Origin of the sequence: Aminipila luticellarii (assembly GCF_004103735.1) — a bacterium.
In the GTDB taxonomy this organism is placed as follows: domain Bacteria; phylum Bacillota; class Clostridia; order Peptostreptococcales; family Anaerovoracaceae; genus Aminipila; species Aminipila luticellarii.
In genome coordinates this window covers 1,750,583-1,776,511 of record NZ_CP035281.1, presented here as the reverse complement: position 1 = coordinate 1,776,511, position 25,929 = coordinate 1,750,583, and the positions used below count along the sequence as shown (strand labels likewise).

Here is a 25,929-nt window from a genome sequence, read left to right as displayed (position 1 = left end):
CTCTCTATTTGTTCTGCTGCCAGAATCTAGGCATAAAAAGTACAATAAAAGCATAAAGCTCAAGACGCCCGGCAAGCATCACAAAGGACAATAAGAATTTTACGGCATTTGAAAAAATGCTGAAATTCATGGAAGGCCCCACCAGATTAAATCCGGGGCCTATATTGCCGATACAGGTCAGAACGGCGCTGAAATTCGTTATGATATCGTATCCGTCCAAGCTTACTATGAGTGTGGAGACCGCCACCACTAATATATGAAGAAACATAAAATTGGCGATTTCAGACACCGTGTCAATGCTCAGTTTTTTATCGTTGATCTTTATGGAAATAATGGCGTTGGGATGCAATCTCACTTGAATGCTTCTGATGATCAGCTTGAAGATCACCAAAAACCGGACCACCTTGACTCCGCCTGCCGTTGAAGAGGAACAGCCTCCGATGAACATAAGGGTAAAAATCAGCATTTTGCTGAAAGTGGGCCAAAAATCATAATCAGCTGATACAGAGCCTGTCGTCGTCAATATGGATGCCGTTTGAAAGATGGAAAACCGAAAGGCTTGTCCCCAGCTTTGGTAAGTGTGGGAGAGCCACAGATTGACACTGATCAGAGCCGAAACTACAGCGATAATGATGATATACACCTTGAATTCTTCATCTGCAAGAAGATTGCGGATACCGCCCTGCCGTTTAAAGCTGTAAAAATACAGATTAAAATTTACACCGGATAAGATCATAAAAGCCGTTATGATCATTTCTATGGGAGCGCTGTTAAAATGTGCGATGCTGTTGTTATAGTTTGAGAAACCGCCGGTACCCACAGAACCAAAAGTGTGGGTGGCCGCGTCGAAAATATTCATACCCGCCAGCATCAGGAGTATGATTTCTGCCACCGTAAATATGGTATAAATAATGTACAGGTTTTTGGCGGAGTCCGAAATCTTTGGCTTGATTTTGTCCATAGTAGGACCCGGGGCTTCTGTAGCAGCGAGAATGTTGGCGTTGATTCCCAGAGAAGGAAGAACGGCAGCCGCAAAGACCAAAATGCCCATCCCCCCAAGCCAGTTGGTAAAAGCACGCCAGAAAAGGATGCCCTGGGGCAGGCTTTCTACATCGGATAACGCAGAGGCTCCGGTAGTGGTCAAGCTGGAAGAGCATTCAAAAAATGCATCAAAAATATTTGGAATAGCTCCGGATAACACAAAGGGTATCGCGCTTATAAGCGATGCCAGTATCCAGCAGACGGATACCGTAAGATAGCCGTCGCGAACGGTCATAGCGTTTTGGGCAGGAATCACTTTACGGTACAGGATCAATCCAATGGCAGATGTGGGGATAATGGTGCCTATAAAGGATAAAGCCGTGTGGGATTCATGATACATCACAGAAACAATAAGGGGCAATACCATGGTTGCCCCCATAATCATCATAAGAACTCCTAAGGCTCTGATAAATGCTTTCATATTTAAATTCATAAGAAATTATCTCCTGCTTAAAAATCCTATTCTGGTGCTGCTTAAAAACTTTTCCAAATCCGGGAGCTCCGATAAAAGGCAAAGAATGATGACTTTATCATCTTCCTGAATCCTCGTCTCCCCCGTAGGAATAACCACCTGAATTCCCCGGTGAATGGCAGCAATAATAACGCCCTCCGGAAGCTTTAAATTTTTTATCGGAATGCCGATAAGAGCCATCTGTTTGCTGGCAATAATTTCCATGATTTCTGCCTGCCCTTGAATGAGCTGAGAGGAAAGCACCCGTTTGGATCCCTGAATGAATCTCAAAATACTTGCCGACGTAATATTTAACGGATTTAGCGCCATATCAATACCCATCTTTTCAATGAGTCCGATGTAGCTTTCCCGGCTGACCTTTGCGATGACATCTTCGATATTGTGCTGCTTGGCTGTCAGTGCAAGCAGAAGGTTTTCTTCGTCAAAACCGGTAGCTGTAACCACAGCATCCATATCATTCAGATTTTCCTCTTCCAGAAGATTGATATCGGTCGCATCCCCGTGAAGGATCATGACATCGTCCAGATGGGTCGACAGGTAATGGCAGCGGGATTTATTCCGCTCAATAATTTTTACACTGATACCAAAATCCGAAAGCTTTTGAGCCAGATAAAGCCCAGTTTTACCGCCTCCGATAATCATGACTTTTTGCAGATTGGTATATTTGCCTTTTTCATGTACCTTGGACGCCAGCTTCTGGATAGGCTGCCTTTCTCCGATAATATACAGTCCGTCCCCTTTTTGAATGGCCGTGTTCCCATGGGGAATAATGACTTTTCCGCTTCTGGATATGGCGACCATGAGCATGCCCGGAAAAAGCTTTCCCATGTCGCTCATAGATGTTCCGATAATTTGAGGCATTTTTTTTACCGGAAATTCCAGCAGGGAAACTTTTCCGCTTGAAAAAATACCGTTGCTGAGAGTATATTTCTCTACGAGATACTTATAAATCTCCAGCGTAATGGCAAGATCCGGATTCACGATATAATCAATGCCCATGGTTTCCTTGATAAAATCCAGCTGGTTCATATGTTCCGGATCCCGGACTCTTGCGATCACCTTTGGACAGCCCAGTTTTTTTGCAAAACTGGCGATTACGATATTTTTCTCGTCCCGGTCTGTGGCAGCAAGAAAATAATCATATGTATCGATATTCAGCTCCTGTAAAATGCTGATCTGTTTTGCATTTGCAGTAACGGTCAATATATCCATATGGCTGTTTAATTTACGTGTTATTTCTTCATCCTTATCAATAATGGTGATGGAATGATTCCCTACCAGCAGGGATTCGGCAATTTTCAGACCCAATTTCCCTGCACCAGCTATAGCTATTTTCATTTGGTTTCCTCTTTTTTTATCTATTCTAACTTGAATAATCAAGCTGCTTATGGCATATAAAGTACTACTGCTTGCACAGTAGTAAGAACTATTGTATCACTTCTTTTTATTTTGGCAACATTTATTTGCAAGAACCATTAAAATAGTCTAAAATTAAAGGTGTTTTCAGTATTAGTATGCATAGAAAGAGGTATAAGTATGAAAATAAAAAGAATTGTCGGCGGGAATTTGGAAAGCAACGGATATATTCTCTTTCAAAGAGAAGGCGGAAGCTGCTTTGTAATAGACCCCGGCTATAATGCCGATCAATTTGTAAAACAGATTAAGGAACTTCATTTAAAAACAAAGGGAATCTTATTGACCCATCATCACTATGATCATACCGGGGCTGTAGAACGTTTGAGAGAGCTTGAAGGGTGCCCTGTATATATGCATTGGGGCGATTTGGATATGTATAAGGCTCATGTGGATACGGTTCTGGAGCATGGCATGAAGCTGGATCTGGACGGGGAAGAAATTATGGTCCTCCATACTCCGGGGCATACGGAGGGAGGCGTTTGTTTTTATTCGGAAAAGAGCCGGCTGGTCTTTACCGGCGATACGATATTTAACGTGGATCTGGGCAGAACGGATTTGAAAGATGGTTCGGAGCATAAAATGAAGGAATCTATAAAGAATGTTGTAAATAAATGGGAAAATGATATTCAGATTTATCCGGGACATGGAGATTCGTGCAATATGAAATTTGTAAGAAAATATAACCGGGAATTTTTAGATATAATAGGGTGATGTATGATGATTAAACTGATTGCACTGGATCTGGACGGAACTACTCTGAACAGTCAGGGAAAGCTGACCTCCACAACGGAAGAAACCCTGAATAAAGCGGCTGAAAGCGGGATTCATGTAGTCATCGCTACCGGGAGAGCCCGCTGCTCTCTGCCGGAGGAAGTGGTGAGCCTTCCGGGCATTGAATATGCCATTACTTCTAATGGGGCTGCTATCACGGATTTGAGAAGCGAGGAATTGATATATGAGGACTGTATTGATCCTCAAGTTCTTGAACAATTATATTTGCTGTTAAAGAAACAGGATTTCATGATAGAGGTTTTTATAAAGGGAAAGGCTTATGTAGAAAAATATTTCTTTGAAAATCTGGAGGCGGTGGGCATGTCGGAACACCATATGAATTATGTAAAAAGAACGAGACAGCCCTTTACCGATGTGTTGAATTTGATGATAAGCAATAAAGAACATATCGAAAACATCAATATTAATTTTTCCAATCAGCAGGATCGGAGAAGAATGGGAGAAAAATTGATCAGGTTCCCTAATATTACGGTGACCAGTTCCTCAGAGCATAACATTGAGATTGGAGGGGCAACCACCAATAAGGCTTCCGCCCTAAGGGAACTGTGCGGTAAATTGGGTGTTCATACAGAACATATTATGGCCTGCGGAGACAGCCCCAACGACGAAGAGATGATGAGAGTCGCGGGAATGCCGGTGGCTATGGGAAATGCCAAGGAATCCATTAAAAGAATGGCAAAATACATAACCTCTACAAATGATGAAGATGGTGTGGCAGCTGCCATAAAAAAGCTTGCACTGAAATAGCCTGATTTTCAGTTGAATCCGATACATAGCGTGTCGGATTTTTTTTGTCGTTTATGGCGTCGGATTTTTTGATTTCGTTCCTTCACTTTTTAAATTTAATTGACAAATTATTACAATAAATATAAAATATAGTAAAAATAACGTGAAAACAGGAGGAATAAGAAATGAGTTTGGGATTACAAGGAGAGGAAGTTGCCGCTAACTATTTGCAAAACAAAGGCTATCAGGTGCTGGAACGCAATTTTAGATGTAAAATGGGGGAAATCGATATTATCGCATGCATTGACCGAACTTTGGTTTTTGTAGAGGTCAAAACCAGAAGGAGCCTGAATTATGGGCTGCCCTGTGAAGCGGTTACTAAAACAAAAAAGCTTCATATCCGAAAAGTTGCCGCCTTTTATGTGATGAAAAACAAGATAGGAAATATCAACAGAAGGATTGACGTGGTGGAAATTTTGTATCAGGGTGAAAAAGCCTATATCCGTCATACGGAAAATGCATTTTAAGGGGGGATTGCCATGCTGTCAACAGTATATACGGGTACGCTCCACGGATTAGAATCTCAGTTGGTTTCAGTGGAGACGGATCTGGCTCCGGGTCTTCCGTTTCTTGCCATGGTAGGGTTGCCGGATATAACCGTGCGAGAAGCAAAAGAGCGGATTCGAAGTGCCATTATAAATTCGGGTTATATGTTCCCGGCTAAAAGAATTACAGTGAATTTATCCCCGGCCAATACTAAAAAAGAAGGAAGCCATTTTGATCTGCCTATTGCTGTAGGACTTTTGGTTTCCATAGGCGTCATCAAGGAATATGCCGTAAAAGACTATGCGTTTATAGGGGAGCTGTCTTTAACAGGCTGTATACATAGAGTAGACGGTGCCCTGCCATTAGTTATTGGTCTGAAAAAATGCGGAATCCATAAAATTATCCTGCCGGCAGATAATGCGGCGGAAGCCTCTCCGGTAAAAGGAGTGGAGCTATATCCCGCAGAAAATCTGAATATGTTGGTGGAACATTTTGACAGGACAAAAGAGATTTTCCTGTACAGGAAAAGGAATGAAATGGGATACAATAAAAAAGAAAGAAACCATGTCCTGGATTACTCGGATGTGGCAGGACAAGAACAAGTAAAACGGGCTGTTATGATCTGCTGTGCCGGTGGTCACGGCATGCTTTTAATGGGACCGCCGGGATCCGGAAAGTCCATGATCGCGAAGCGGATTCCCACAGTCATGCCGGAAATGACCTACGAGGAGTGTCTGGAGGTGACAAAAATATACAGTATCGGAGGCAGGCTGTCAAAAGCTTTGCCCATGATAACGGACCGGCCTTTTCGTGCCCCTCACCATACTGTGACAGGAGCAGCCCTGATAGGAGGCGGGAACAAGCCTATGCCGGGAGAATTGTCTTTGGCTCATCTGGGCGTTCTATTTTTGGATGAATTTCCTGAGTTCAATAAAAATGTTTTAGAAATGCTCCGACAGCCCTTAGAGGATAGTTGGGTGACGATAGCCAGATCAGGAGGAAATTTCAGTTTTCCGTGTCAGGTCATGCTGGTAGCAGCCAGTAATCCCTGCCCCTGCGGATATTTGGGAAGCCGGATGCATCCTTGCACCTGTTCACAGTCTCAGATTCATCGCTATAAAAGTAAAATTTCAGGGCCGTTATTGGATCGAATCGATTTACACGTTCCGGTACTTCCTGTAAACTATACGGATTTATCTCAAAAGGAAAAAGCCTCCTTTATCAGTTCTTCCGACATGCGAAGAGAAGTAGAGAAGGCTCGGGAAAGGCAGCTGGAGAGGTACAGAAAACATTCGATTTTATTCAATGCGCAGCTTACCTCTTCTTTAATGAAACAGTATTGTAAACTGGATGAGAAGAGTGAAGAACTGATGAAATCTGCTTTTAAAACATTATCTTTAAGTGCCAGAGCCTACAGCAGGGTCATTAAAATATCCCGCACCATTGCAGATTTGGAAAACAGTGAGAACATCCAGCCGGTTCACGTAGCAGAAGCATTGAGCTATCGCGTACCGGATCGGAATACAAAAGAATTTGGTGAATAAATATGGATATAACAAAGGATATTAAAACAGTCGAGAAGAATTCTGAAAAATACCCCATCCTGTTAAGAGAGATAAAGGATCCGCCGGAGCGGCTTTATTATATCGGAAATCTTGAACTTGCCTCCTGTTCATCGGTATCGGTGGTGGGATCAAGAAAGGCGTCTGCTTATGGAAAATGGGCGGCACATGAAATCGGAAAGCGCCTGGCTGACAATGACGTGGTCACCGTCAGCGGTATGGCGGCAGGGATTGATTCCATGAGCCATAAGGGAGCTCTTTCCGTAAACGGGAACACGATTGCGGTGCTGGGATGCGGAATCGACATTTGTTTTCCGGCTTTTAACCGGGCTTTACGGGATGAAATTGTGGAAAAAGGTCTTTTACTATCCGAATATCCTCCCGGATACCCCGGAAGCAAATTTACGTTTCCGCACAGAAACCGGATTATAAGCGGGTTATCCATGGCTACGGTAGTGGTAGAGGCAGGCGTTTCCAGCGGTTCGCTGATTACCGCAGAAAGAGCGGCGGAGCAGGGCAGGAATGTTTTTTCAGTTCCGGGAAATATAAACAGTTTTGGTTCGATAGGAACGAATAAGCTTATTCAAGACGGTGCTTATCCATTGGCATTAATTGATGATATCTTTGATATTTTAGGAATAAATAAAAAAAATACAGCAAATATTATAAGACAACTTGGAAGAGAAGAACAGACCCTGGTGAAAATTATTCAGCGGGAGGGTGAAGTGTCAGCAGATTACCTGTGCAGAGAGGTAAATATGAAGGTTTCTGATGTGAATGCGATCCTTACGATTTTAGAAATGAAGGGGGTCGTTTATTCGGCCCTCGGTAAAATTTTTATTGCAAACTGATGAAAATAGAAATATAATCAGTTTTTGTATAGAGATAATAAAATTCATTAGTAGAGAAGAGTTCCCTTAGGAGGATTAATATATGGCAAGCTCTAAAAATTTGGTGATTGTGGAATCTCCATCTAAAGCAAAAACAATAGGAAAATTTTTGGGAAGTAAATACAAGGTGATTGCTTCGGTTGGTCATGTCAGAGATCTGCCAAAGAGTAAATTGGGCATTGACTTAGAAAATAACTTTGAACCTCAGTACATAGCTATAAGGGGAAAAGGTGATGTAATCAAAGCTATGAGGCGGGAAGCCAAAAATGCCGACAAAATTTATCTGGCAACTGACCCGGACCGTGAAGGAGAAGCTATTTCCTGGCATATTGCTCATCTTTTGGGAATTGATCCTACAAAAGCCTGCAGAATCGTTTTTAATGAAATCACTAAAAATGCCATTCAGACTGCAGTAAAAAATCCGAGAAACATCGATACAAAATTAGTAGATGCCCAGCAGGCCAGACGAGTATTAGACAGGCTGGTGGGATATGAGATCAGTCCGCTTTTATGGAGAAAAATAAGGCGGGGACTGAGTGCGGGACGCGTACAATCGGCCGCTCTTAAATTGATCTGTGACAGAGAAAACCGGATTAAAGACTTTAAGCCGGAAGAGTACTGGAATATTGCGGCTATGTTGTCAGAGGGTTTAGAAGAAAAAGGAAAATCTGCTGAGAAAAAAAAGTTTATTGCCAGATTGATCGAATATATGGGCAAAAAAATTACGGTTGAAAATAAGGAAACTGCTGATATTGTTGTTGACGCATTAAAAAAACATGATTTTTTTGTTAAAAAAGTTGAAAAGAAAGAAAGAAAGAAGAGAGCGTATGCTCCTTTTACGACCAGCAGTCTGCAGCAGGATGCTGCAAATAAGCTGGGCTTTTCCACAAAAAAGACCATGATGGTTGCCCAGCAGTTATACGAGGGTGTAGAAGTCAAAGGGCATGGTACCATCGGTCTGGTAACTTACATCAGAACAGATTCCGTAAGAATTTCCGAAGAAGCAAAGACTGCGGCAAAGGAATTTATTCTGGAGAGATATGGAAACCCGTATCATGCCAATAATATTTTTTCAAATAAGAAAAAGGATGTGCAGGATGCACATGAAGCGATCCGTCCCAGCTATATGGATTTAGTTCCGGATGAAATCAAGGAATCCTTGACAAAGGATCAATACAACCTGTATAAATTGATCTGGTCCAGATTTATGGCAAGCCAGATGTCTGCGGCAGTGTATGACTCGATGGCTGTTGAAATAGAAAATGGGGATTATACGCTAAAAGCCAACGGCTCAAAGCTTAAATTTGACGGATATTTAAAGGTATATCAGGAGGCGGGTGAAGAAAAGGATGAAAAGATGCTGCCGGAGCTTCAAGTGGGACATAAACTGAATCTGCTTGATTTGCAATGCGATCAAAACTTTACGCAGCCCCCTGCAAGATATACGGAAGCAAGCTTGGTAAAAGATCTGGAAGAAAAAAATATCGGAAGACCGAGCACCTATTCACCGATCATAGCTACGCTTATGGACAGAAAATATGTGTCCAGAGAAAAGAAATCTCTGCTTCCGACCGATTTAGGTTTTATTGTCACCGAACTGATGGAAAAATATTTTAAAGAGATTGTCGATGTAGGTTTTACCGCAGAGCTGGAGGATCGTCTGGATGATATTGAGGTAAAAAATCTGAATTGGAAAAATATTGTCAGTGATTTTTATGAGGTTCTGAAAGTGGAACTGGATATTGCGGATAAAGAGATAGAAAAAGTCAAATTGGAAGATGAGCTGACGGGAGAATTATGCGAGCTATGTGGCAGGCCTATGGCTAAAAAAAGCGGAAGATTTGGTGATTTTATAGCTTGTACCGGGTATCCGGAGTGCAAGAATACAAAACCGATTGTTACAAAGATCGATGCCAAATGTCCAAAATGTGGCAAAGACATTGTAGCGAGAAGGGGAAAAAACGGCAGAATGTTTTATGGATGCAGCGGATATCCGGAGTGCAATCAAGTTTTTTGGAACAAGCCGACGAACAAAAAGTGTCCGGAATGCGGTTCCGTATTAGTGGAGAAAAAAACAAAAAACAGTTCTTTAGCGTGTTCAAACAGCGAATGTGGGTATAAAGAATAAATATGTGAAAGAGAGGTAATGTTAGATGATAGAATTTCATGCAACTACTATAGTAGCAGTAAGAAGAGGGGAAAACGACATTTGTATCGGGGGAGACGGACAAGTTACCATGGGTGAGACGGCCATCATGAAGCATAAAGCAAAAAAAGTTAAGAAAATTTATAAGAACTCAGTAGTAACAGGGTTTGCCGGTTCTGTTTCAGATGCCTTTTCGCTGACGGAAAAATTTGAGAAAAAATTGGAAGAACATTCAGGAAACTTGAAGAAAGCAGCAGTTGCTCTGGCGCAGATGTGGAGATCCGACAAAGGCATGAGAAATCTGGAGGCTTTAATGATTGCTGCCGATAAAGAAAATATGCTCTTGATTTCCGGAAACGGTGAAGTAATCGAACCCGACGAGGATTTTGTAGCAATCGGATCGGGTGGGAATTATGCGTATGCCGCGGCAAATGCGCTGTTTAACCACACAGAAATGGATGCCGAACAGATTGTCAGAGAATCCTTAAAAATAGCATCTTCTATTTGCGTTTATACGAACGATAACATTTCTGTTGAAAAACTGTAGGAGGTATTAAAAAATGGGAGAATTATACAATATGACGCCAAAACAGATCGTGGCGGAACTTGATAAATATATTATTGGACAAGATGAAGCAAAGAAGTCTGTGGCTATTGCTCTGAGAAACCGATACAGAAGAAATCTTCTGCCTGAAGAAATGAAGGAGGAGATCATCCCGAAAAATATTTTGATGATCGGACCTACCGGCTGCGGTAAGACTGAGATTGCCAGACGGCTGGCAAAGCTGATGGATGCGCCATTTGTGAAGGTAGAGGCTACAAAATTTACGGAAGTCGGTTACGTTGGAAGAGACGTAGATTCCATGGTAAGGGATTTAGTGGAAGCTTCCATTCGGATAACCAAGCAGAAACGGCTACAAGAAAAATATTCCATAGCCGAAGAAATCGCGGAAGAAAAGATTATTGAAGCAATCATTCCGGGGAAAAAGAAGACAGCAGCTTCCGGTGCAAGTAACTTGAAAACACCTTTTGACTTCATTTTGGGCGGCGGATATCAGCAGACGCAGAGACCGCAGCTTGAACAGGAGGATAAAGACGCAGACAATGCCGACAAAAGCGATGTTGAGCTTGCCAGAGAACAGGTGAGACAGCAGCTCCGGGATGGTATGCTGGAAGAACAATATATTGAAATTCAGGTGAATGAAACACCCAAAGGCAATACCTTGGATATGGGAAATGAAGGCATGAGCATTGCTATCGGGAATATTTTCGGTGATATGATGCCTCCGAAAAAGAAGAAGAAAAAAGTTCGAGTAAAGGACGCAAGAAAAATTTTGAGGGAACAGGAAGCCCAAAATTTAATTGATATGGATCAGGTAACAGAAGAAGCTTTGGAAATTGCGGAACAGAACGGGATTATCTTCATCGATGAAATTGATAAAATCGCATCCGGTTCCAGCTATCGATCCGGGGCTGATGTTTCCAGAGAAGGTGTTCAAAGAGATATCCTTCCAATCGTAGAAGGCAGCGTTGTGAATACGAAATACGGACCGGTGAAAACCGATCATGTACTGTTTATCGGAGCGGGAGCCTTCCATACGTCTAAGCCTACGGATCTGATTCCTGAATTGCAGGGAAGATTTCCAATCCGGGTTGAATTGGAGAATCTGACAAAGGATTCCTTTGTTAAGATTCTTACCATTCCGAAAAATGCTTTATTGAAACAGCACAAAATGCTGCTGGAAACAGAAGGCATAAAGATTACGTTTACAGAGGATTCCGTAGAAGAGATTGCCACCATGGCTTTTCTTATGAACGAACAGACTGAAAACATTGGAGCCAGAAGGCTTCACACGATTATGGAGAAGCTCCTTGAGGATATTTCTTTTAACATTCCTGAGATGGAGCAAGAGGAAATCATCATAGACCGGGCATACGTAAAAGAAAAATTTGTAGAAAAGATACACGAAGATGATATAGACAAGTTTATTCTTTAATCTTGACAAAAATGAGCAGATTGGTATATATTTGGTATTACCAATCTGTTTTTTCGTAAAAAGTGACAAATTTTAGCGTAATTGTTTGCAAAATAAAAAGTTTTTAGAAAAATCAAAATAATAGCTTGATTGTTTTTAAAAAAAGAGATAATATATATTAACGTGGGAAATAGGACAAATTAGTCTTGAATTATAAATAAAGGAGAAAAAGATAGTTATGGGAAAAGATCTTTTAAGTAAAATCAGAAAACTGAATTGGGTTCTGCAAGAGAGTGCGACAGGAGCCTTTTCTTTTGATGAGCTTTGTAATATATTGAGTGATATGATGGATGCGAATGTATATATTGCAAATCTGAGAGGTAAAGTAATCGGTGTACACTATAAAATTAAATCGGATAGTTCGACCATTACAGATCCTGAAACAGGCATTGAAAAGTTTCCGAACGAATACAATGAAGCCTTATTGAAGGTTACTTCTACGGAAGCTAATCTGAAAGCGGAGGATGCACTTGAGATTTTTAAATATGATTATGATACGTATGACAAGCTGCACACGATCATCCCTATTTTAGGAGGCGGACAGAGATGGGGCACCCTGATCTGCACAAGATACGAGCCCGAATTCAGCAATGAAGATTTAGTGCTGGGCGAATACGGCGCTACCGTAGTGGGTCTTGAGATACAGAGAAGAAAAACTTTAGAGTTTGAAGAAGAAGAAAGAATGCGGTCTATCGTTCAAATGGCTATCGGTACTTTATCGTATTCCGAAATAGAAGCCGTGCAGCAGATTTTTGCCGAACTGAACGGAAATGAAGGTCTGCTGGTCGCCAGTAAGATCGCGGACAGATCCGGCATCACCCGATCTGTTATTGTGAACGCCCTTCGCAAGTTAGAAAGTGCGGGTGTTATTGAGTCCCGTTCTCTTGGGATGAAAGGAACCCATATTAAAATTTTAAACCCTAAATTCTATGAGGAACTTGAAAAATTGGATATGTAGCCAATTAATTTGACACGGTCTGCCCCCGTTCAGCATATAATGATATATCTGTTCGGGGGTGTTTTTATGCTGGGGCTATGGACTACTAAACGGTTTAAAGCTTGTGAAACTAAAAAAAGCAGATGGATAAAAGTTCTGATTGCTATTATAATAATTACAATGCTGGCAAGCTTGATCGGATGGAAAATGGTGAAAGTGGTACGGCCTTCCATAGACTCTCTAGCCGCTATAAAAGCAAAGGAAATGGTCACATATGCCATCAATGAAGCCACCTGTAAACAATTCTTTAAGGAAGCTACGAAGCTGGAAGATTTGCTTATCATAAATACGGATAAGGAGGGAAGCATAGAGTTAGTACAGTCCAATACCGTGGCTATGAACATTTTGGCAGCAGAGCTTGGTAAAGAAATAAAACAGAGATATCGAGATATGAAGCCTACGGTAATAAAGGTACCTTTAGGAACGATTCTAGGCAGTCAATTGATGTCGCAGGCAGATATTAATGTCAATATGAAGGTTTTACCTATCAGTGTGGCAAATATAGAGTTCTTAAGTGAATTTGAGTCTCAGGGAATTAACCAGACAAAATATAAGGTGTATTTGTCTTTGACCAGTAAGGTCAGAATTATGTCCCCTTTTTCGTCTAATACGTTGGAAATACATAATGTGGTTCTGGTTTCCGAGGCTGTCATACTGGGGAAAGTACCGAACAGCTATGTCAATGTACCGAAAGAAGATCTGTTGGACGGCATGAATTCGGGGAATTAATGGGTAATGGAAGAAAAGGTGTGGTAAAATACAATTATGTTAAGATTTAGTGAAAATAATGATGTCATACAAAACGAAGAATATAAAGCCATCCTGGTCGGGCTTCAGCTCAAGGAGGATATCAGCTATTCTATGGAAGAGCTGGAGGGGCTGGCAGAGGCCGCGGAAGTAGAGGTGCTCGGGACGATGGTTCAAAGCTTGGAAAGACCCAACGGTGCCACCTTTATCGGAAAAGGAAAGGTAGAAGAACTGGCTGAACTGTGCAGAAACATGGAAGCCGATATGGTGATCTTTAACGATGAGCTTTCCGGAATGCAGCTTAGAAATTTGGAGGATACGGTTGGAATCCGGGTTATTGACAGAACCATATTAATTTTGGATATTTTTGCGGCAAGGGCTGTATCCCGGGAGGGAAAGCTGCAAGTTGAGTTGGCTCAGCTTCAATACAGGATGCCGCGACTGCTGGGCTTTGGAAAAAGCTTGTCAAGACTGGGAGGCGGAATTGGAACAAGAGGCCCGGGAGAAAAAAAGCTGGAAACGGACAGGAGACACGTTCAGCGAAGGATGGACGATATCAAAGCAGAGCTTGTTGAAATAAAGGGAAACCGAAATGTTCAGCGGGCAAAAAGAGTAAAGGCAGGCCTGCCTATCGTGGCTCTTGTAGGCTATACCAATGCAGGAAAGTCCGCTATTATGAACAGGCTTTTGGAGAGTGTATACAGAGAAGAAAAGGCGGTTTTAGAGAAGGACATGCTTTTTGCTACGCTGGATACGTCACAAAGGAACATTAAGCTGGATACCAACGATGAATTTATCTTAATTGATACGGTCGGCTTTGTCAGTAAACTGCCCCATTCTCTGGTCAATGCTTTTAAAGCCACTTTGGAAGAAGTGACCTATGCGGATCTACTTCTGCATGTGGTGGATGCTTCTTATGCGGCAAATGAGTTCCATATTGATGTGACAAATAAGGTCCTAAGGGAAATTGGAGCAGGGAATAAAGAGAGAGTGCTGGTGTATAATAAAATAGATTTACTGGAAAATGAAGCAATGCCTGTCACAGAGGAAGAATATATCTGTATTTCGGCAAAACGGGGGGACAATTTTGACCAGATTATAAATGTGATCAAAACGAAACTGTTTTCGGATCGAGTTACAGCGAAATTGCTTATTCCCTATGACAGGGGAGACATTTCTTCTTATCTTTGTGAAAATGCCAGAGTCCTGTCCACAGAATATGTCGAATCCGGCACCGCATTTGAGGTAGAATTGGCGCAGGCAGATTATAATAGGTTAAAAGAGTATGATACGATATAATACCGTGCAAAAATTGGAATATGCGGAGCAAACGATTGATAAGTCAAGATTTATAGCCTATGTTTGCCCCGTGGAAACGAGAGAAGAGGCAGAAGCCTTTATTTCTGAAATCAAGATAAAGCATAAGGATGCCACACATAACGTACCCGCCATGGTCATAGGAGACAAGTATCAGATTCAATGGGCAAGCGATGACGGAGAGCCTCAGGGGACCTCCGGTGCGCCTATTGTTCAGATGCTCGTACGGGAAGGGCTTACCAATCTGGCGGTGGTGGTCACTCGATATTTTGGTGGAATTAAATTGGGGACAGGCGGTCTGGTAAGAGCTTATACGAGTTCGGTGAAGCTGGCCTTACAGGAGGCAGGGATCTGTGCCGTAAAGGACATGTATGTGGCGGTGGTGAACTTAGAGTATACATACTTAAATAAATTACAGAATCTGTCTCAAGCCGGCGAATTTAGCATAAATCAAATAATTTATGAGGATTCAGTTCAAGTTATTTTGTCCGCGGAACCGGAAAAGAAAGAGAATTTGAAACAAATTATAGCAAACCTGACTAGTGGGACAGGAATTTTACGGGAAGAGCGGATGGAACAAATTCGGGTTCCAGTTTGCGATTTTTTCAAATAATTGAATTTGTAAGGATTTCCAGAAAAACGAATAAAAAATAAAAGAAATTGTAAAAAAGTGTTTGACATATTAAAGGTGCTATGCTAAGATAAATATCGTCGCTAATGCGTGTGGTCGCACGAGCAGAATTGTTCCAAGGTAGCTCAATGGTGGAGCACTCGGCTGTTAACCGATAGGCTGTGGGTTCGAGCCCCACCCTTGGAGCCATTTATAAAATGAAAAAGCGATTTTGTCGGTCAAATAAAAGTATTGACAAACAATGACAAATAGTGTAACATAAATAACTGTGTCAAGTAGATAAAACACTAGAACAGCAAGTGATTTGGGCGTTTAGCTCAGCTGGGAGAGCATCTGCCTTACAAGCAGAGGGTCATAGGTTCGAGCCCTATAACGCCCACCAAATTACAAATGGCCTGGTAGTTCAGTTGGTTAGAATGCCAGCCTGTCACGCTGGAGGTCGTCGGTTCGAGCCCGATCCAGGTCGCCAATTTTATTGAAGATACAAAGCGCGCTGGTGTGGCTCAACGGTAGAGCAGCTGATTTGTAATCAGCAGGTTGGGGGTTCGATTCCCTCCACCAGCTCCAAACTATAAGAATAAGAAGGGAATCGAACCCGAAAGGGCTCGAGCGTAAACGAGAAAGTCTAAATGACTTTTGAGTAGCGAGAGGTTCAAGCTGATTGAAAAGGAAGCGCAGAACGGCAGATGCGGAGCAACTGCAAATTCCCTCCACCAGCTCCAAACTATAAGAAATAAGAAGGGAATCGAACCCGAAAGGGCTCGAGCGTAAACGAGAAAGTCTAAATGACTTTTGAGTAGCGAGAGGTTCAAGCTGATTGAAAAGGAAGCGTAGAACGGCAGATGCGGAGCAACTGCAAATTCCCTCCACCAGCTCCAAACTATAAGAAATAAGAAGGGAATCGAACCCGAAAGGGCTCGTTGCCAATATAAAATTTTCGAGGGTTTCCCGAGTGGCCAAAGGGGGCGGACTGTAAATCCGTTAGCTGAGCTTTCGGTGGTTCGAATCCACCACCCTCGACCAATAAAATATGCGGAAGTGGCTCAGGGGTAGAGCATCGCCTTGCCAAGGCGAGGGTCGCGAGTTCGAATCTCGTCTTCCGCTCCAAATCATGCGGGTGTAGTTCAATGGTAGAACCTCAGCCTTCCAAGCTGATGGCGTGAGTTCGATTCTCATCACCCGCTCCATGTACTTTTGTGATGTGGGCTCATAGCTCAGCTGGATAGAGCAACGGCCTTCTAAGCCGTGTGTCCGGGGTTCGAATCCCTGTGGGCTCGCCATTTTTAATTGTATAGGATATATATGACCCATTAGCTCAGTCGGCAGAGCACTTGACTTTTAATCAAGGTGTCCGGGGTTCGAGTCTCCGATGGGTCACCAATTTATAAGATATATACATTCTGTAGGCAGTGTTTTGATACTGGGCGGAATGTTTATTTAAATAAAGTAGTAGAGCTCATAGATGGAGAGGTGTCCGAGTGGTTTAAGGAGCTGGTCTTGAAAACCAGTGATTCCGAAAGGGACCGTGGGTTCGAATCCCACCCTCTCCGCCATAAATTGTGTATATGGAGAAGTACTCAAGTAGGCTGAAGAGGACGGTTTGCTAAACCGTTAGGGTTCGTAAGGGCCGCATGGGTTCGAATCCCATCTTCTCCGCCATATATCTGTAGGGGTATAGCTCAGTTGGTAGAGCGATAGTCTCCAAAACTATGCGCCGTGGGTTCAAGTCCTACTACCCCTGCCAATTTAGTTGAATATTTTTCGGGGTGTAGCGCAGCTTGGTAGCGCAACTGGTTTGGGACCAGTGGGCCGCGGGTTCAAATCCTGCCACCCCGACCATTAAACGACAGGGGCCATTAGCTCAGTTGGTCAGAGCGTCCGGCTCATAACCGGCAGGTCCGGGGTTCAAGTCCCTGATGGCCCACCATCATTATAAACCTATAAAATTTGCCCAGATAGCTCAGTAGGTAGAGCAGAGGACTGAAAATCCTCGTGTCCTTGGTTCGATTCCGAGTCTGGGCACCATTGAAAAGTAGTTTCTTGCAGACTTTGTCCGAGGGGCTATTTTTTTTCTGAAAAGGTCGTGTTATTATAAGTTTTTGACTTTGATAGCATTAAAAATATATAAAAAGTATTGACAAACAATGACAAATAGTATAACATAAATAACTGTGTCAAGTAGATAAAACACTAGAACAGCAAGTGATTTGGGCGTTTAGCTCAGCTGGGAGAGCATCTGCCTTACAAGCAGAGGGTCATAGGTTCGAGCCCTATAACGCCCACCAAATTACAAATGGCCTGGTAGTTCAGTTGGTTAGAATGCCAGCCTGTCACGCTGGAGGTCGTCGGTTCGAGCCCGATCCAGGTCGCCAATTTTATTGAAGATACAAAGCGCGCTGGTGTGGCTCAACGGTAGAGCAGCTGATTTGTAATCAGCAGGTTGGGGGTTCGATTCCCTCCACCAGCTCCAAACTATAAGAAATAAGAAGGGAATCGAACCCGAAAGGGCTCGAGCGTAAACGAGAAAGTCTAAATGACTTTTGAGCAGCGAGAGGTTCAAGCTGACTGAAAAGGAAGCGCAGAACGGCAGATGCGGAGCAACTGCAAATTCCCTCCACCAGCTCCAAACTATAAGAAATAAGAAGGGGATCGAACCCGAAAGGGCTCGAGCGTAAACGAGAAAGTCTAAATGACTTTTGAGCAGCGAGAGGTTCAAGCTGACTGAAAAGGAAGCGCAGAACGGCAGATGCGGAGCAACTGCAAATTCCCTCCACCAGCTCCAAACTATAAGAAATAAGAAGGGAATCGAACCCGAAAGGGCTCGAGCGTAAACGAGAAAGTCTAAATGACTTTTGAGCAGCGAGAGGTTCAAGCTGACTGAAAAGGAAGCGCAGAACGGCAGATGCGGAGCAACTGCAAATTCCTTCCACCAGCTCCAAATTATAAGAAATAAGAAGGGAATCGAACCCGAAAGGGCTCGTTGCCAATATAAAATTTTCGAGGGTTTCCCGAGTGGCCAAAGGGGGCGGACTGTAAATCCGTTAGCTGAGCTTTCGGTGGTTCGAATCCACCACCCTCGACCAATAAAATATGCGGAAGTGGCTCAGGGGTAGAGCATCGCCTTGCCAAGGCGAGGGTCGCGAGTTCGAATCTCGTCTTCCGCTCCAAATCATGCGGGTGTAGTTCAATGGTAGAACCTCAGCCTTCCAAGCTGATGGCGTGAGTTCGATTCTCATCACCCGCTCCATGTACTTTTGTGATGTGGGCTCATAGCTCAGCTGGATAGAGCAACGGCCTTCTAAGCCGTGTGTCTAGGGTTCAAATCCCTATGGGCTCACCATTTTTTTTAAACTCTGCCGTGATTCAATAACAGATTGGGTTAGGGCCTTGTAAGATTGGGGTATAGCCAAGCGGTAAGGCAACGGACTTTGACTCCGTCATTCGTAGGTTCGAGTCCTGCTACCCCAGCCATATGACCCATTAGCTCAGTCGGCAGAGCACTTGACTTTTAATCAAGGTGTCCGGGGTTCGAGTCTCCGATGGGTCACCAATTTATAGAATATATACATTCTGCTGACGGTATTCCCATACCGCCCGGAATGGTTTTTTTAAATAAGGAACCGTGAGTTTGAAGCTCACCTTTTCTGCCATAAAATTGAACAGTTTGTTTTGTATCGGGGTGTAGCGCAGCTTGGTAGCGCAACTGGTTTGGGACCAGTGGGCCGCGGGTTCAAATCCTGCCACCCCGACCATTTTTTTCTAAAGAGGAAAAAAGAACTTTATAAACAACAGTATGCCCAGATAGCTCAGTAGGTAGAGCAGAGGACTGAAAATCCTCGTGTCCTTGGTTCGATTCCGAGTCTGGGCACCAAAAAAACGCTTCTTTTGAAGCGTTTTTTTATTACGTAGGGAATATCGCTTGCGATATTGACGGAGTATCATAAAAGCTACTGATAAAATGCGAGCGACTATGAGCTAAAAGCACCGCGCAGAGACGTTTAAATTTTTACATTAAAGGATATGTACACTATTAAAAAATAAAATGGTGATTAAATAGGACAGTCCGGAGATGATGCATGAAAACGTAATGATTTTAGATTTGTTCCGCGCTTCTTTTTCAAAAACGGCTATGGACGAAATAAAGGCTATGACCAGACCGACTAATGCAATAAGAGTCATAGTATTTATGAGCGTATTATAGCTCCTGAAAAAGTAACATAGGGCGGCGATGATGCATACTGCCAGAATATATTTAAAGGCTCCTCCGCTATTAAAAAATGTGGGAATGAAAAGCGCAGCCCATATGATTCCGATCAGAACACATTTCGCAATTAACCATAATAATACCATATCAAATTTTGATCCTTCCTCTAAAACAATTTGTTCTTTATAATTATATTTGATTTTAGATGGAATTTCAATTACAATGATAGAAGTATTCAAGTTATACATAAGATAATAGGAGGACGAAAAGTGGCACAGCTTTATTATAGATACAGTACGATGAATGCAGGAAAGTCTATTGAACTGATAAAAGTAGCATATAATTATGAAGAAAGAGGAAAGCGGGTCTTGACGCTGGTTCCAAGTGTGGATGACCGCTACGGAGCAGGCGTTATTACGTCAAGGATAGGAATACAGAGAGAGGCTATAATGGTGGCAGACGATACAAATATTCTGGAATTGTTTCTGTCTGAAAATACAAAGCAAAAAGTAGATTGTGTGCTGGTAGATGAATGTCAGTTTTTAAAGAAGCACCACGTTCAGGAATTGGTGGAGATTGTAGACAGCTGTGATGTCCCGGTGTTAGCTTATGGGCTAAAAAACGATTTTAGGAATGAATTATTTGAAGGCTCCTATTACATGCTGGTGTATGCGGATAAGATAGAAGAAATAAAAACCATATGCTGGTGCGGGCGAAAAGCTACCATGGTGGCCAGAATTGTGGATGGAAAATTTGTAAAGCAAGGGGAGCAGGTCGTTGTAGGCGGAAACGACATGTACGTCTCCCTCTGCCGGAAACATTATAACGACGGAAGATTAGAGCCTTAGAGCTGGCATTTTTTTCCCTGCCAGCTGTTTCTGTTTCTTAGTTCCTGATGTATGCCGTTGAGAATGGTGCGTTTTCGATAGCTCCATTCCGGGGAGATGAGAATGGGTCTTGGTGCGTCTGCGCTCATTCGGTGGATTGTAATATCCGGAGGGATGATTTCCAAGGCATCTACGACTAAATGGACGTATTCTTCGATACTGCCAAAGGAGACATAGCTTGGATATAGCTTTTCCATTTGTGAACCCTTAACCACGTTAAGCATATGCATTTTTAAGCCAAATATTTCATCGTTGCAGACATATCTTACGGAATCCAGCATATCTTGTTTTGACTCGCCCGGAAGTCCAAAAATGAGATGCACGACTGTCCTTATATTCAGTTCCCTAAGTCTTTTCACAGCTTGATCGTACACGCTCAGCGGATAACAGCGGTTAATCCGCTCCGATGTCTGTTCGTGAATGGTCTGTAGTCCTAATTCTACCCACAAAAATGTTTTTTGATTGATTTCCTCCAACAATTCATATACTTCGTCAGACAGACAGTCCGGCCGTGTGGCGATGGCGATACCGGAAATGCCCGGTTCATTCAAAACGGAAGTATATTTTTCGCGAAGCTCCCATACGGGCGCATAGGTATTGGTATGATTTTGAAAATAGGCTAAATGATTGCTGTCAGGCCATTTTTTAGATAAAAGCCGGATCTGATCAGGAATCGTACTTGCAAAATCGCCTGAGCCGTCAGCAGAACAAAATATGCAGCCCCCCCAGCCCTTGCTGCCGTCTCTGTTGGGGCAGGTGAACCCACCGTCTAAAGAAAGCTTGATTGTTTTTTTCCCAAAATATTTTTTTAAATATAAGCCAATGCTGTTTATTGGATTTTCGGCATCGCAAGTAATTGTTTTCATGGAAACTCCTTTTATTGTATTTGTTGTATTCTGTGATTAACGTTTATTATACCATAAATTCCATTTGAGATTTCTGCCCGTAAACCAGGTAAGGTGATTTATGGTGCAATAACCTGAGTCCGTTTTGAAAGCTCGTCAGGGGTTATTATACCATAAATTCCATTTGAGATTTCTGCCCGTAAACCAGGTAAGGTGATTTATGGTGCAATAACCTGAGTCCGTTTTGAAAGCTCGTCAGGGGTTATTATAACACACGAGCTGCGTCGAAGTATGATTGAAGGAATATAAAATTTTTATTACAAAATAATCTAATGAATTAATTTATGGTATAATGATTCCATTGATTGAAGTCGGCTTTGCCGCAGGGAAGAAATCATTGCATCATGCGGCGACATGCTTGCATGGTATAATGATTCCATTGAAGTGAACAAATATTATGATATATTTTGGAGGAAAGGATGAACGATAAAAAACAGAGCAGTCCCATAGGACAAATGGCAGAATCCTATTTTCGCGGGGATAAGATTATAATATTAGATGATATAAAGGATCGAATGAAAGAAAAACCGAAACTGTTGCTTCACAGCTGCTGCGGACCTTGCAGCACGTCTGTGATCGAAAGATTAGCGGGCAGTTACGATGTGACTATATTTTTCTATAACCCGAATATTACGGATCAAGAGGAATACGAAAAAAGAAGGACAACCCAGCTGGAATTTATTGAAGCGTATAATCAAAACGCCATGGAAGATGAGAAGGTGGATTTTATAGAAGGTGAGTTCTTTCCGGAGGAGTTTTTCCGCATGGTCAAGGGCTTGGAAGAAGAACCGGAGGGAGGAAAGCGCTGTACCCAATGCTTTAAGCTAAGGCTGGAAAGAACAGCCGCAGAAGCCAAATTAAAAGGCTTTGAGCTATTCGGAACCACGTTGACCGTAAGCCCTCATAAAAATTATCTGCTGATATCAAAAATCGGAAAAGACTTAGCGTTAAGCTACGGTCTTTCATTTCTCGATATGGATTTTAAAAAGAAGGCCGGATATCAGAGGAGTGTGGAGCTGTCTAAAGAATACGGACTGTATCGTCAGAATTACTGCGGCTGCTGCTTCTCTAAATGGGAGTAACCTCGAATTGGAGACTTATGAAATACGTAAATGTAGCTATTGATAACAACAACGATAATACGGATAATTTATATACCTATGGCTCCGATGCGGACAATATTGCGGTTGGAAACAAGGTCTTGGTACCGTTTGCCCGAGGAAACCGTTTCAAAACGGGATATGTTTTTGAGGTCATGGATTCTCTCGGGGAAGAAATAAAAGGGTTGAAATATATAGAAAGCGTGGATGAGGAAATCAGCCTTTCGGCAGAAATGATGGATACTTGCCGATGGATGAGAAAAAGATACCTGTGCAGATATATAGATGGAATTAACTGTTTCACACCGGTAGGAAATGCTTCTAAGCGGGGCAAAAAAAGGGTGCCCTATAAAAATATGGAGGGGGATAAAAGCCCCATAAAAGAATTGACCGCAGAACAGACTGCTGCTCTTGAGGTCATGGATCCATACATAAAAAAGCAGCAGCACGACATTTTCTTGATACATGGTGTGACCGGAAGCGGAAAGACCGAAATCTATATAAGGTTGATTGATTCCGTGCTGGAAAGCGGCAGAAATGCTATTGTAATGGTTCCTGAAATTTCTCTGACAACTCAGGTGATTGAGAGGTTTATCGGGCGGTTCGGTCAGGAAAAAATAGCGGTTCTTCATAGCAGACTTTCCCAAGGAGAGCGGTATGATGAATGGGTACGGATCCGAACGGGCCAGGTGAGAATTGTAATAGGTGCCAGGTCGGCGGTATTTGCACCGCTGGATCATATCGGTATTATTATCATGGATGAAGAACATGAATCTACTTATAAATCAGACATGTCACCCAAATACGATACCTTGGAAGTGGCCATTAAAAGAGCCAAAAATTTCAACGGACTGGTGGTACTGGGAAGTGCCACCCCTTCGGTGGTATCCACATACAGGGCAGAACAGGGAATCTATAAGAAGGTCGTGCTAAAGGAACGATACAATCAGGTCGCTCTTCCCCAGATAGAAATTGTGGATATGCGAGAGGAGCTGAAATCGGGGAATAAATCGATTTTCAGCAGGCTGCTGTATAACGAGATGCAGGCGTGCCTGAAAGAAAATCAACAGGTGATTTTATTCCTCAATAGGCGGGGCTATTCGACTTTTATTTCTTGCAGGGAATGCGGATATGTAATGAAATGTCCGGAATGCGGAATTTCTCTCACGTATCATAAGGCAGAAAATGCTGCGGTATGTCACTACTGCGGAAAAACGGAACCGCTTCCGGCTGTATGTCCGGAGTGCGGCAGCAAATATATACGGCATTTCGGAACGGGGACGGAAAAGGTGGAGGAGATCACCGCCGAGATGTTCCCGGATTACCCCATAGCAAGGCTGGATTTGGATACTATAAAGCGAAAAGGCAGTGTAGATAAAATCATAAATGATTTCAGAAGGGGTAAAACTAAGATTTTGATAGGAACTCAGCTTGTAGCGAAGGGACTGGATTTTAAAAACGTAGGTCTGGTGGGCATTATCTCGGCAGATGTCATGTTGAATATTCCGGATTACCGGGCAGCAGAGACAACCTTTCAACTGGTAACACAGGCTGCCGGAAGGGCAGGACGGGGAGATAAGAAAGGAAGGGTCGTGATCCAGACGTACAGCTCCGAGCATTATAGTATCCTGGCTGCCGCGGAACAGGATTATAAAGCCTTTTATGATACGGAGCTTTTATTGAGAAAGAGTATGCTGTATCCGCCTTTCAGCGACATTGTACAAGTTGTGGTGACGGCTAAGAAGGAACAGATCTGTATGGCAGGAGCCCAAGAAATATGGAACCGGGTAAAAGCGGGTTTAGGCGAAGAGTTCAAATATCATATCTTTGATCCGCAACCGCTGATGATTAATAATCAAAAAGAACATTACCGCTATCACATTTTGATTAAATGCCCGAAAGGCAGGCGGGGCAAGTGCTTATCGGCAATAAATAGGATAAAAAAACAGATTAATACGGGAAAAAAACAACAGTTCACTGTTTCGGTGGATATAAACCCTTATTAGGTTTTATGAAGGAATACAGAAAATATTGGTTAACCTGTTTATACAAAACGGTTTTTATGATATAATTTAATGCTATTGTATGAAATATTGGAGGTTTAAAATGGCTTTAAGAAATATTGTAGTAGAGGGCGATGAAATTTTAAGGAAAAAATGCCGGGAGGTTACGGAAATAGATGATCGCATCCGAATTATTTTAGATGATATGATTGATACGATGCGGGCATATAATGGGGTAGGTATCGCAGCACCTCAGGTAGGAATTATGAAAAGGATGTTTGTTATTGAAGTCGAAGAGGGCGATGTAATAGAATTGATAAATCCTGAGATAATAGAAACAAAGGGATCTGCCTGGGAAGATGAAGGCTGTCTGAGCATACCGGGGATGATCGGTACCGTTGAGCGACCCGAATATGTAAAGATAAAAGGACTGGATCGTTTCGGAAACGAAGTCGTTTATGAAGCGGAGGGGTATAAGGCTGTTGCTTTTTGTCATGAAAACGACCATTTAGATGGTATTTTATATATTGATAAAGCAAAGGATATAAGAGATGCAGAGGAAGAGTAAATTAAAAACGGTTTATATGGGAACCCCGGAATTTGCGGTGCCCGGCTTGGAAGCTCTCTATAACAGCGGGCATGAAATAGGCTATGCGGTGACTCAGCCGGACAAGGCCAGGGACAGAGGTAAAAAAATACAGTTTACACCTGTGAAGGAAAAAGCCCTGGAGTTTGGAATTCAGGTCCTGCAGCCGGAGAAGGTCAAGCAGAACAAGGAATTCTTCGAAATTTTGCAAAACTATGAACCAGATTTGATCGTGGTAGCCGCTTATGGGAAGATCCTACCTCCGGAAATCATTCATCTGCCAAGGCTTGGATGTATCAACATACATGCTTCCCTTCTTCCCAGATGGAGAGGGGCAGCCCCTATGCAGAGGGCTGTTATGGCAGGAGATGAATACACGGGTGTTACGCTCATGTACATGGAGGAAGGTCTGGATACCGGAGATATGATTGCTAAGAAATCAGTTCCGATTCTCCGAAAGACTGCTGCTGAGCTTCACGACGAGCTTTCAGAACTGGGAGGCGTGCTGCTTTCAGAGCAGCTCCCAAATCTGGAATCCGGTCACATTATCCGGGAGAAGCAAGAGGAAAGTCTGGCTACTTATGCGGCTATGATTTTTAAGAAGGATGGGAAAATTGACTTTTCCAAAAATCCGGAAGAAATAGAAAGACTGATTCGTGGATTGGACTCATGGCCCGGTGCATATAGCTTTTATAGAGGACAAATGATAAAGGTATGGGGAGCAGAGGCTCTGGAGAAACCCTGTGAAGCTGCGTACGGAACGATTGTAAACGTTTCAGACGGAGGAATAGAGGTTTCGGCAGGAGGAAAGACTCTGCTGATAACGGTTATTCAGGTACCGGGAAAAAAGAGAGTGAAGGTCTCTGATTATTTAAAGGGAAATAACGTGAACATTGGGGAATTATTTGAACAAGCAGATTAGAGG

General features: G+C 42.7%; 21 protein-coding genes and 26 tRNA genes. 43 read left to right on the top strand and 4 right to left on the bottom strand.

Annotated elements, in window-relative coordinates:
- Positions 1-4: 4 nt before the first annotated feature.
- Both EQM06_RS08255 and trkA read right to left on the bottom strand, forming a co-directional pair.
- Positions 5-1,474, bottom strand: a complete 1,470-nt coding sequence (locus tag EQM06_RS08255; protein ID WP_128745858.1) for a TrkH family potassium uptake protein — start codon at positions 1,472-1,474, stop codon at positions 5-7.
- A gap of 6 nt (positions 1,475-1,480) precedes the next feature.
- Entirely contained in the window at positions 1,481-2,851 is a 1,371-nt protein-coding gene (trkA, locus tag EQM06_RS08250; protein ID WP_128745857.1) for a Trk system potassium transporter TrkA, read from the bottom strand.
- Between the two features lie 198 nt (positions 2,852-3,049).
- Here trkA and EQM06_RS08245 point away from each other — a divergent pair, with 198 nt between their 5' ends.
- From EQM06_RS08245 to EQM06_RS08060, 38 genes are all read left to right on the top strand, one after another.
- The gene (locus tag EQM06_RS08245; protein ID WP_128745856.1) at positions 3,050-3,640 is read left to right on the top strand and encodes an MBL fold metallo-hydrolase; all 591 of its coding nucleotides are present in this window, start codon (positions 3,050-3,052) and stop codon (positions 3,638-3,640) included.
- Positions 3,641-3,643: 3 nt separating this feature from the next.
- Positions 3,644-4,468, top strand: coding sequence for a Cof-type HAD-IIB family hydrolase (locus tag EQM06_RS08240; RefSeq protein WP_128745855.1), 825 nt, complete (start codon positions 3,644-3,646; stop codon positions 4,466-4,468).
- A gap of 164 nt (positions 4,469-4,632) precedes the next feature.
- Positions 4,633-4,974, top strand: coding sequence for a YraN family protein (locus EQM06_RS08235; protein ID WP_128745854.1), 342 nt, complete (start codon positions 4,633-4,635; stop codon positions 4,972-4,974).
- A gap of 12 nt (positions 4,975-4,986) precedes the next feature.
- A complete protein-coding gene (locus EQM06_RS08230) occupies positions 4,987-6,537 on the top strand; it encodes a YifB family Mg chelatase-like AAA ATPase (protein ID WP_128745853.1) in 1,551 nt (516 codons plus the stop codon).
- Between the two features lie 2 nt (positions 6,538-6,539).
- Positions 6,540-7,406: a DNA-processing protein DprA gene (dprA, locus tag EQM06_RS08225; RefSeq protein ID WP_128745852.1), complete on the top strand. Its 867-nt coding sequence runs from the start codon at positions 6,540-6,542 to the stop codon at positions 7,404-7,406.
- Positions 7,407-7,488: 82 nt separating this feature from the next.
- Positions 7,489-9,573 (top strand): type I DNA topoisomerase, encoded by a 2,085-nt coding sequence (gene topA / locus EQM06_RS08220; RefSeq protein ID WP_128745851.1) that lies wholly within the window; start codon positions 7,489-7,491, stop codon positions 9,571-9,573.
- A 25-nt stretch (positions 9,574-9,598) separates the two neighbouring features.
- Complete coding sequence (hslV, locus tag EQM06_RS08215; protein ID WP_128745850.1) at positions 9,599-10,138, top strand: ATP-dependent protease subunit HslV; 540 nt, start codon at positions 9,599-9,601, stop codon at positions 10,136-10,138.
- A gap of 13 nt (positions 10,139-10,151) precedes the next feature.
- The gene (gene hslU / locus EQM06_RS08210; protein ID WP_128745849.1) at positions 10,152-11,588 is read left to right on the top strand and encodes an ATP-dependent protease ATPase subunit HslU; all 1,437 of its coding nucleotides are present in this window, start codon (positions 10,152-10,154) and stop codon (positions 11,586-11,588) included.
- A gap of 217 nt (positions 11,589-11,805) precedes the next feature.
- Positions 11,806-12,585, top strand: a complete 780-nt coding sequence (gene codY, locus EQM06_RS08205; protein ID WP_128745848.1) for a GTP-sensing pleiotropic transcriptional regulator CodY — start codon at positions 11,806-11,808, stop codon at positions 12,583-12,585.
- 66 nt (positions 12,586-12,651) lie between these two features.
- Complete coding sequence (gene yunB, locus EQM06_RS08200) at positions 12,652-13,353, top strand: sporulation protein YunB (protein ID WP_164914400.1); 702 nt, start codon at positions 12,652-12,654, stop codon at positions 13,351-13,353.
- 36 nt (positions 13,354-13,389) lie between these two features.
- Positions 13,390-14,670 (top strand): GTPase HflX, encoded by a 1,281-nt coding sequence (gene hflX / locus EQM06_RS08195; RefSeq protein ID WP_128745846.1) that lies wholly within the window; start codon positions 13,390-13,392, stop codon positions 14,668-14,670.
- The gene (locus tag EQM06_RS08190; RefSeq protein WP_128745845.1) at positions 14,657-15,301 is read left to right on the top strand and encodes a YigZ family protein; all 645 of its coding nucleotides are present in this window, start codon (positions 14,657-14,659) and stop codon (positions 15,299-15,301) included. The genes hflX and EQM06_RS08190 overlap by 14 nt, the downstream gene beginning before the upstream one ends.
- A gap of 132 nt (positions 15,302-15,433) precedes the next feature.
- Positions 15,434-15,508: transfer RNA gene (locus EQM06_RS08185), tRNA-Asn, on the top strand.
- A 117-nt stretch (positions 15,509-15,625) separates the two neighbouring features.
- Positions 15,626-15,701 (top strand) — tRNA-Val (locus EQM06_RS08180).
- A 10-nt stretch (positions 15,702-15,711) separates the two neighbouring features.
- Positions 15,712-15,788: transfer RNA gene (locus EQM06_RS08175), tRNA-Asp, on the top strand.
- A gap of 23 nt (positions 15,789-15,811) precedes the next feature.
- Positions 15,812-15,886, top strand: a tRNA-Thr gene (locus EQM06_RS08170).
- 371 nt (positions 15,887-16,257) lie between these two features.
- Positions 16,258-16,342 (top strand) — tRNA-Tyr (locus EQM06_RS08165).
- A gap of 9 nt (positions 16,343-16,351) precedes the next feature.
- Positions 16,352-16,426 (top strand) — tRNA-Gly (locus EQM06_RS08160).
- Positions 16,427-16,432: 6 nt separating this feature from the next.
- Positions 16,433-16,506: transfer RNA gene (locus EQM06_RS08155), tRNA-Gly, on the top strand.
- Between the two features lie 16 nt (positions 16,507-16,522).
- A tRNA-Arg gene (locus EQM06_RS08150) sits at positions 16,523-16,599 on the top strand.
- A 24-nt stretch (positions 16,600-16,623) separates the two neighbouring features.
- Positions 16,624-16,699, top strand: a tRNA-Lys gene (locus tag EQM06_RS08145).
- 84 nt (positions 16,700-16,783) lie between these two features.
- A tRNA-Ser gene (locus tag EQM06_RS08140) sits at positions 16,784-16,872 on the top strand.
- A gap of 14 nt (positions 16,873-16,886) precedes the next feature.
- A tRNA-Ser gene (locus EQM06_RS08135) sits at positions 16,887-16,978 on the top strand.
- Positions 16,979-16,987: 9 nt separating this feature from the next.
- A tRNA-Trp gene (locus tag EQM06_RS08130) sits at positions 16,988-17,063 on the top strand.
- A gap of 18 nt (positions 17,064-17,081) precedes the next feature.
- Positions 17,082-17,158 (top strand) — tRNA-Pro (locus tag EQM06_RS08125).
- An 11-nt stretch (positions 17,159-17,169) separates the two neighbouring features.
- Positions 17,170-17,246, top strand: a tRNA-Ile gene (locus tag EQM06_RS08120).
- Positions 17,247-17,268: 22 nt separating this feature from the next.
- A tRNA-Phe gene (locus tag EQM06_RS08115) sits at positions 17,269-17,344 on the top strand.
- A gap of 184 nt (positions 17,345-17,528) precedes the next feature.
- Positions 17,529-17,604: transfer RNA gene (locus EQM06_RS08110), tRNA-Val, on the top strand.
- Between the two features lie 10 nt (positions 17,605-17,614).
- Positions 17,615-17,691 (top strand) — tRNA-Asp (locus tag EQM06_RS08105).
- A gap of 23 nt (positions 17,692-17,714) precedes the next feature.
- Positions 17,715-17,789, top strand: a tRNA-Thr gene (locus tag EQM06_RS08100).
- A 528-nt stretch (positions 17,790-18,317) separates the two neighbouring features.
- A tRNA-Tyr gene (locus EQM06_RS08095) sits at positions 18,318-18,402 on the top strand.
- A 9-nt stretch (positions 18,403-18,411) separates the two neighbouring features.
- Positions 18,412-18,486: transfer RNA gene (locus EQM06_RS08090), tRNA-Gly, on the top strand.
- A gap of 6 nt (positions 18,487-18,492) precedes the next feature.
- Positions 18,493-18,566 (top strand) — tRNA-Gly (locus EQM06_RS08085).
- A 16-nt stretch (positions 18,567-18,582) separates the two neighbouring features.
- Positions 18,583-18,659: transfer RNA gene (locus EQM06_RS08080), tRNA-Arg, on the top strand.
- Positions 18,660-18,715: 56 nt separating this feature from the next.
- Positions 18,716-18,790, top strand: a tRNA-Gln gene (locus EQM06_RS08075).
- Between the two features lie 3 nt (positions 18,791-18,793).
- Positions 18,794-18,869: transfer RNA gene (locus EQM06_RS08070), tRNA-Lys, on the top strand.
- Positions 18,870-18,994: 125 nt separating this feature from the next.
- Positions 18,995-19,071: transfer RNA gene (locus tag EQM06_RS08065), tRNA-Pro, on the top strand.
- Positions 19,072-19,114: 43 nt separating this feature from the next.
- Positions 19,115-19,190, top strand: a tRNA-Phe gene (locus tag EQM06_RS08060).
- A gap of 140 nt (positions 19,191-19,330) precedes the next feature.
- Here the strand turns inward: EQM06_RS08060 and EQM06_RS08055 are convergent.
- Entirely contained in the window at positions 19,331-19,669 is a 339-nt protein-coding gene (locus EQM06_RS08055) for a hypothetical protein (RefSeq protein WP_205666533.1), read from the bottom strand.
- A 123-nt stretch (positions 19,670-19,792) separates the two neighbouring features.
- Here EQM06_RS08055 and EQM06_RS08050 point away from each other — a divergent pair, with 123 nt between their 5' ends.
- On the top strand, positions 19,793-20,371 hold the full coding sequence (locus tag EQM06_RS08050; RefSeq protein ID WP_128745843.1) for a thymidine kinase: 579 nt from the start codon (positions 19,793-19,795) through the stop codon (positions 20,369-20,371).
- Here EQM06_RS08050 and EQM06_RS08045 read toward each other — a convergent pair.
- On the bottom strand, positions 20,368-21,276 hold the full coding sequence (locus EQM06_RS08045) for a TIGR01212 family radical SAM protein (protein WP_128745842.1): 909 nt from the start codon (positions 21,274-21,276) through the stop codon (positions 20,368-20,370). The two genes, EQM06_RS08050 and EQM06_RS08045, sit on opposite strands and share 4 nt — an antisense overlap.
- Before the next feature lie 458 nt (positions 21,277-21,734).
- On the opposite strand from EQM06_RS08045, the gene EQM06_RS08040 reads away from it, so the two are divergent.
- From EQM06_RS08040 to fmt, 4 genes are all read left to right on the top strand, one after another.
- Positions 21,735-22,397, top strand: a complete 663-nt coding sequence (locus EQM06_RS08040; RefSeq protein ID WP_230974945.1) for an epoxyqueuosine reductase QueH — start codon at positions 21,735-21,737, stop codon at positions 22,395-22,397.
- Positions 22,398-22,414: 17 nt separating this feature from the next.
- Positions 22,415-24,421, top strand: coding sequence for a replication restart helicase PriA (priA, locus tag EQM06_RS08035; protein ID WP_128745841.1), 2,007 nt, complete (start codon positions 22,415-22,417; stop codon positions 24,419-24,421).
- A 100-nt stretch (positions 24,422-24,521) separates the two neighbouring features.
- Entirely contained in the window at positions 24,522-24,986 is a 465-nt protein-coding gene (def, locus tag EQM06_RS08030; protein ID WP_128745840.1) for a peptide deformylase, read from the top strand.
- The gene (fmt, locus tag EQM06_RS08025; RefSeq protein ID WP_128745839.1) at positions 24,970-25,926 is read left to right on the top strand and encodes a methionyl-tRNA formyltransferase; all 957 of its coding nucleotides are present in this window, start codon (positions 24,970-24,972) and stop codon (positions 25,924-25,926) included. The genes def and fmt overlap by 17 nt, the downstream gene beginning before the upstream one ends.
- The last annotated feature ends 3 nt before the right edge of the window (positions 25,927-25,929 follow it).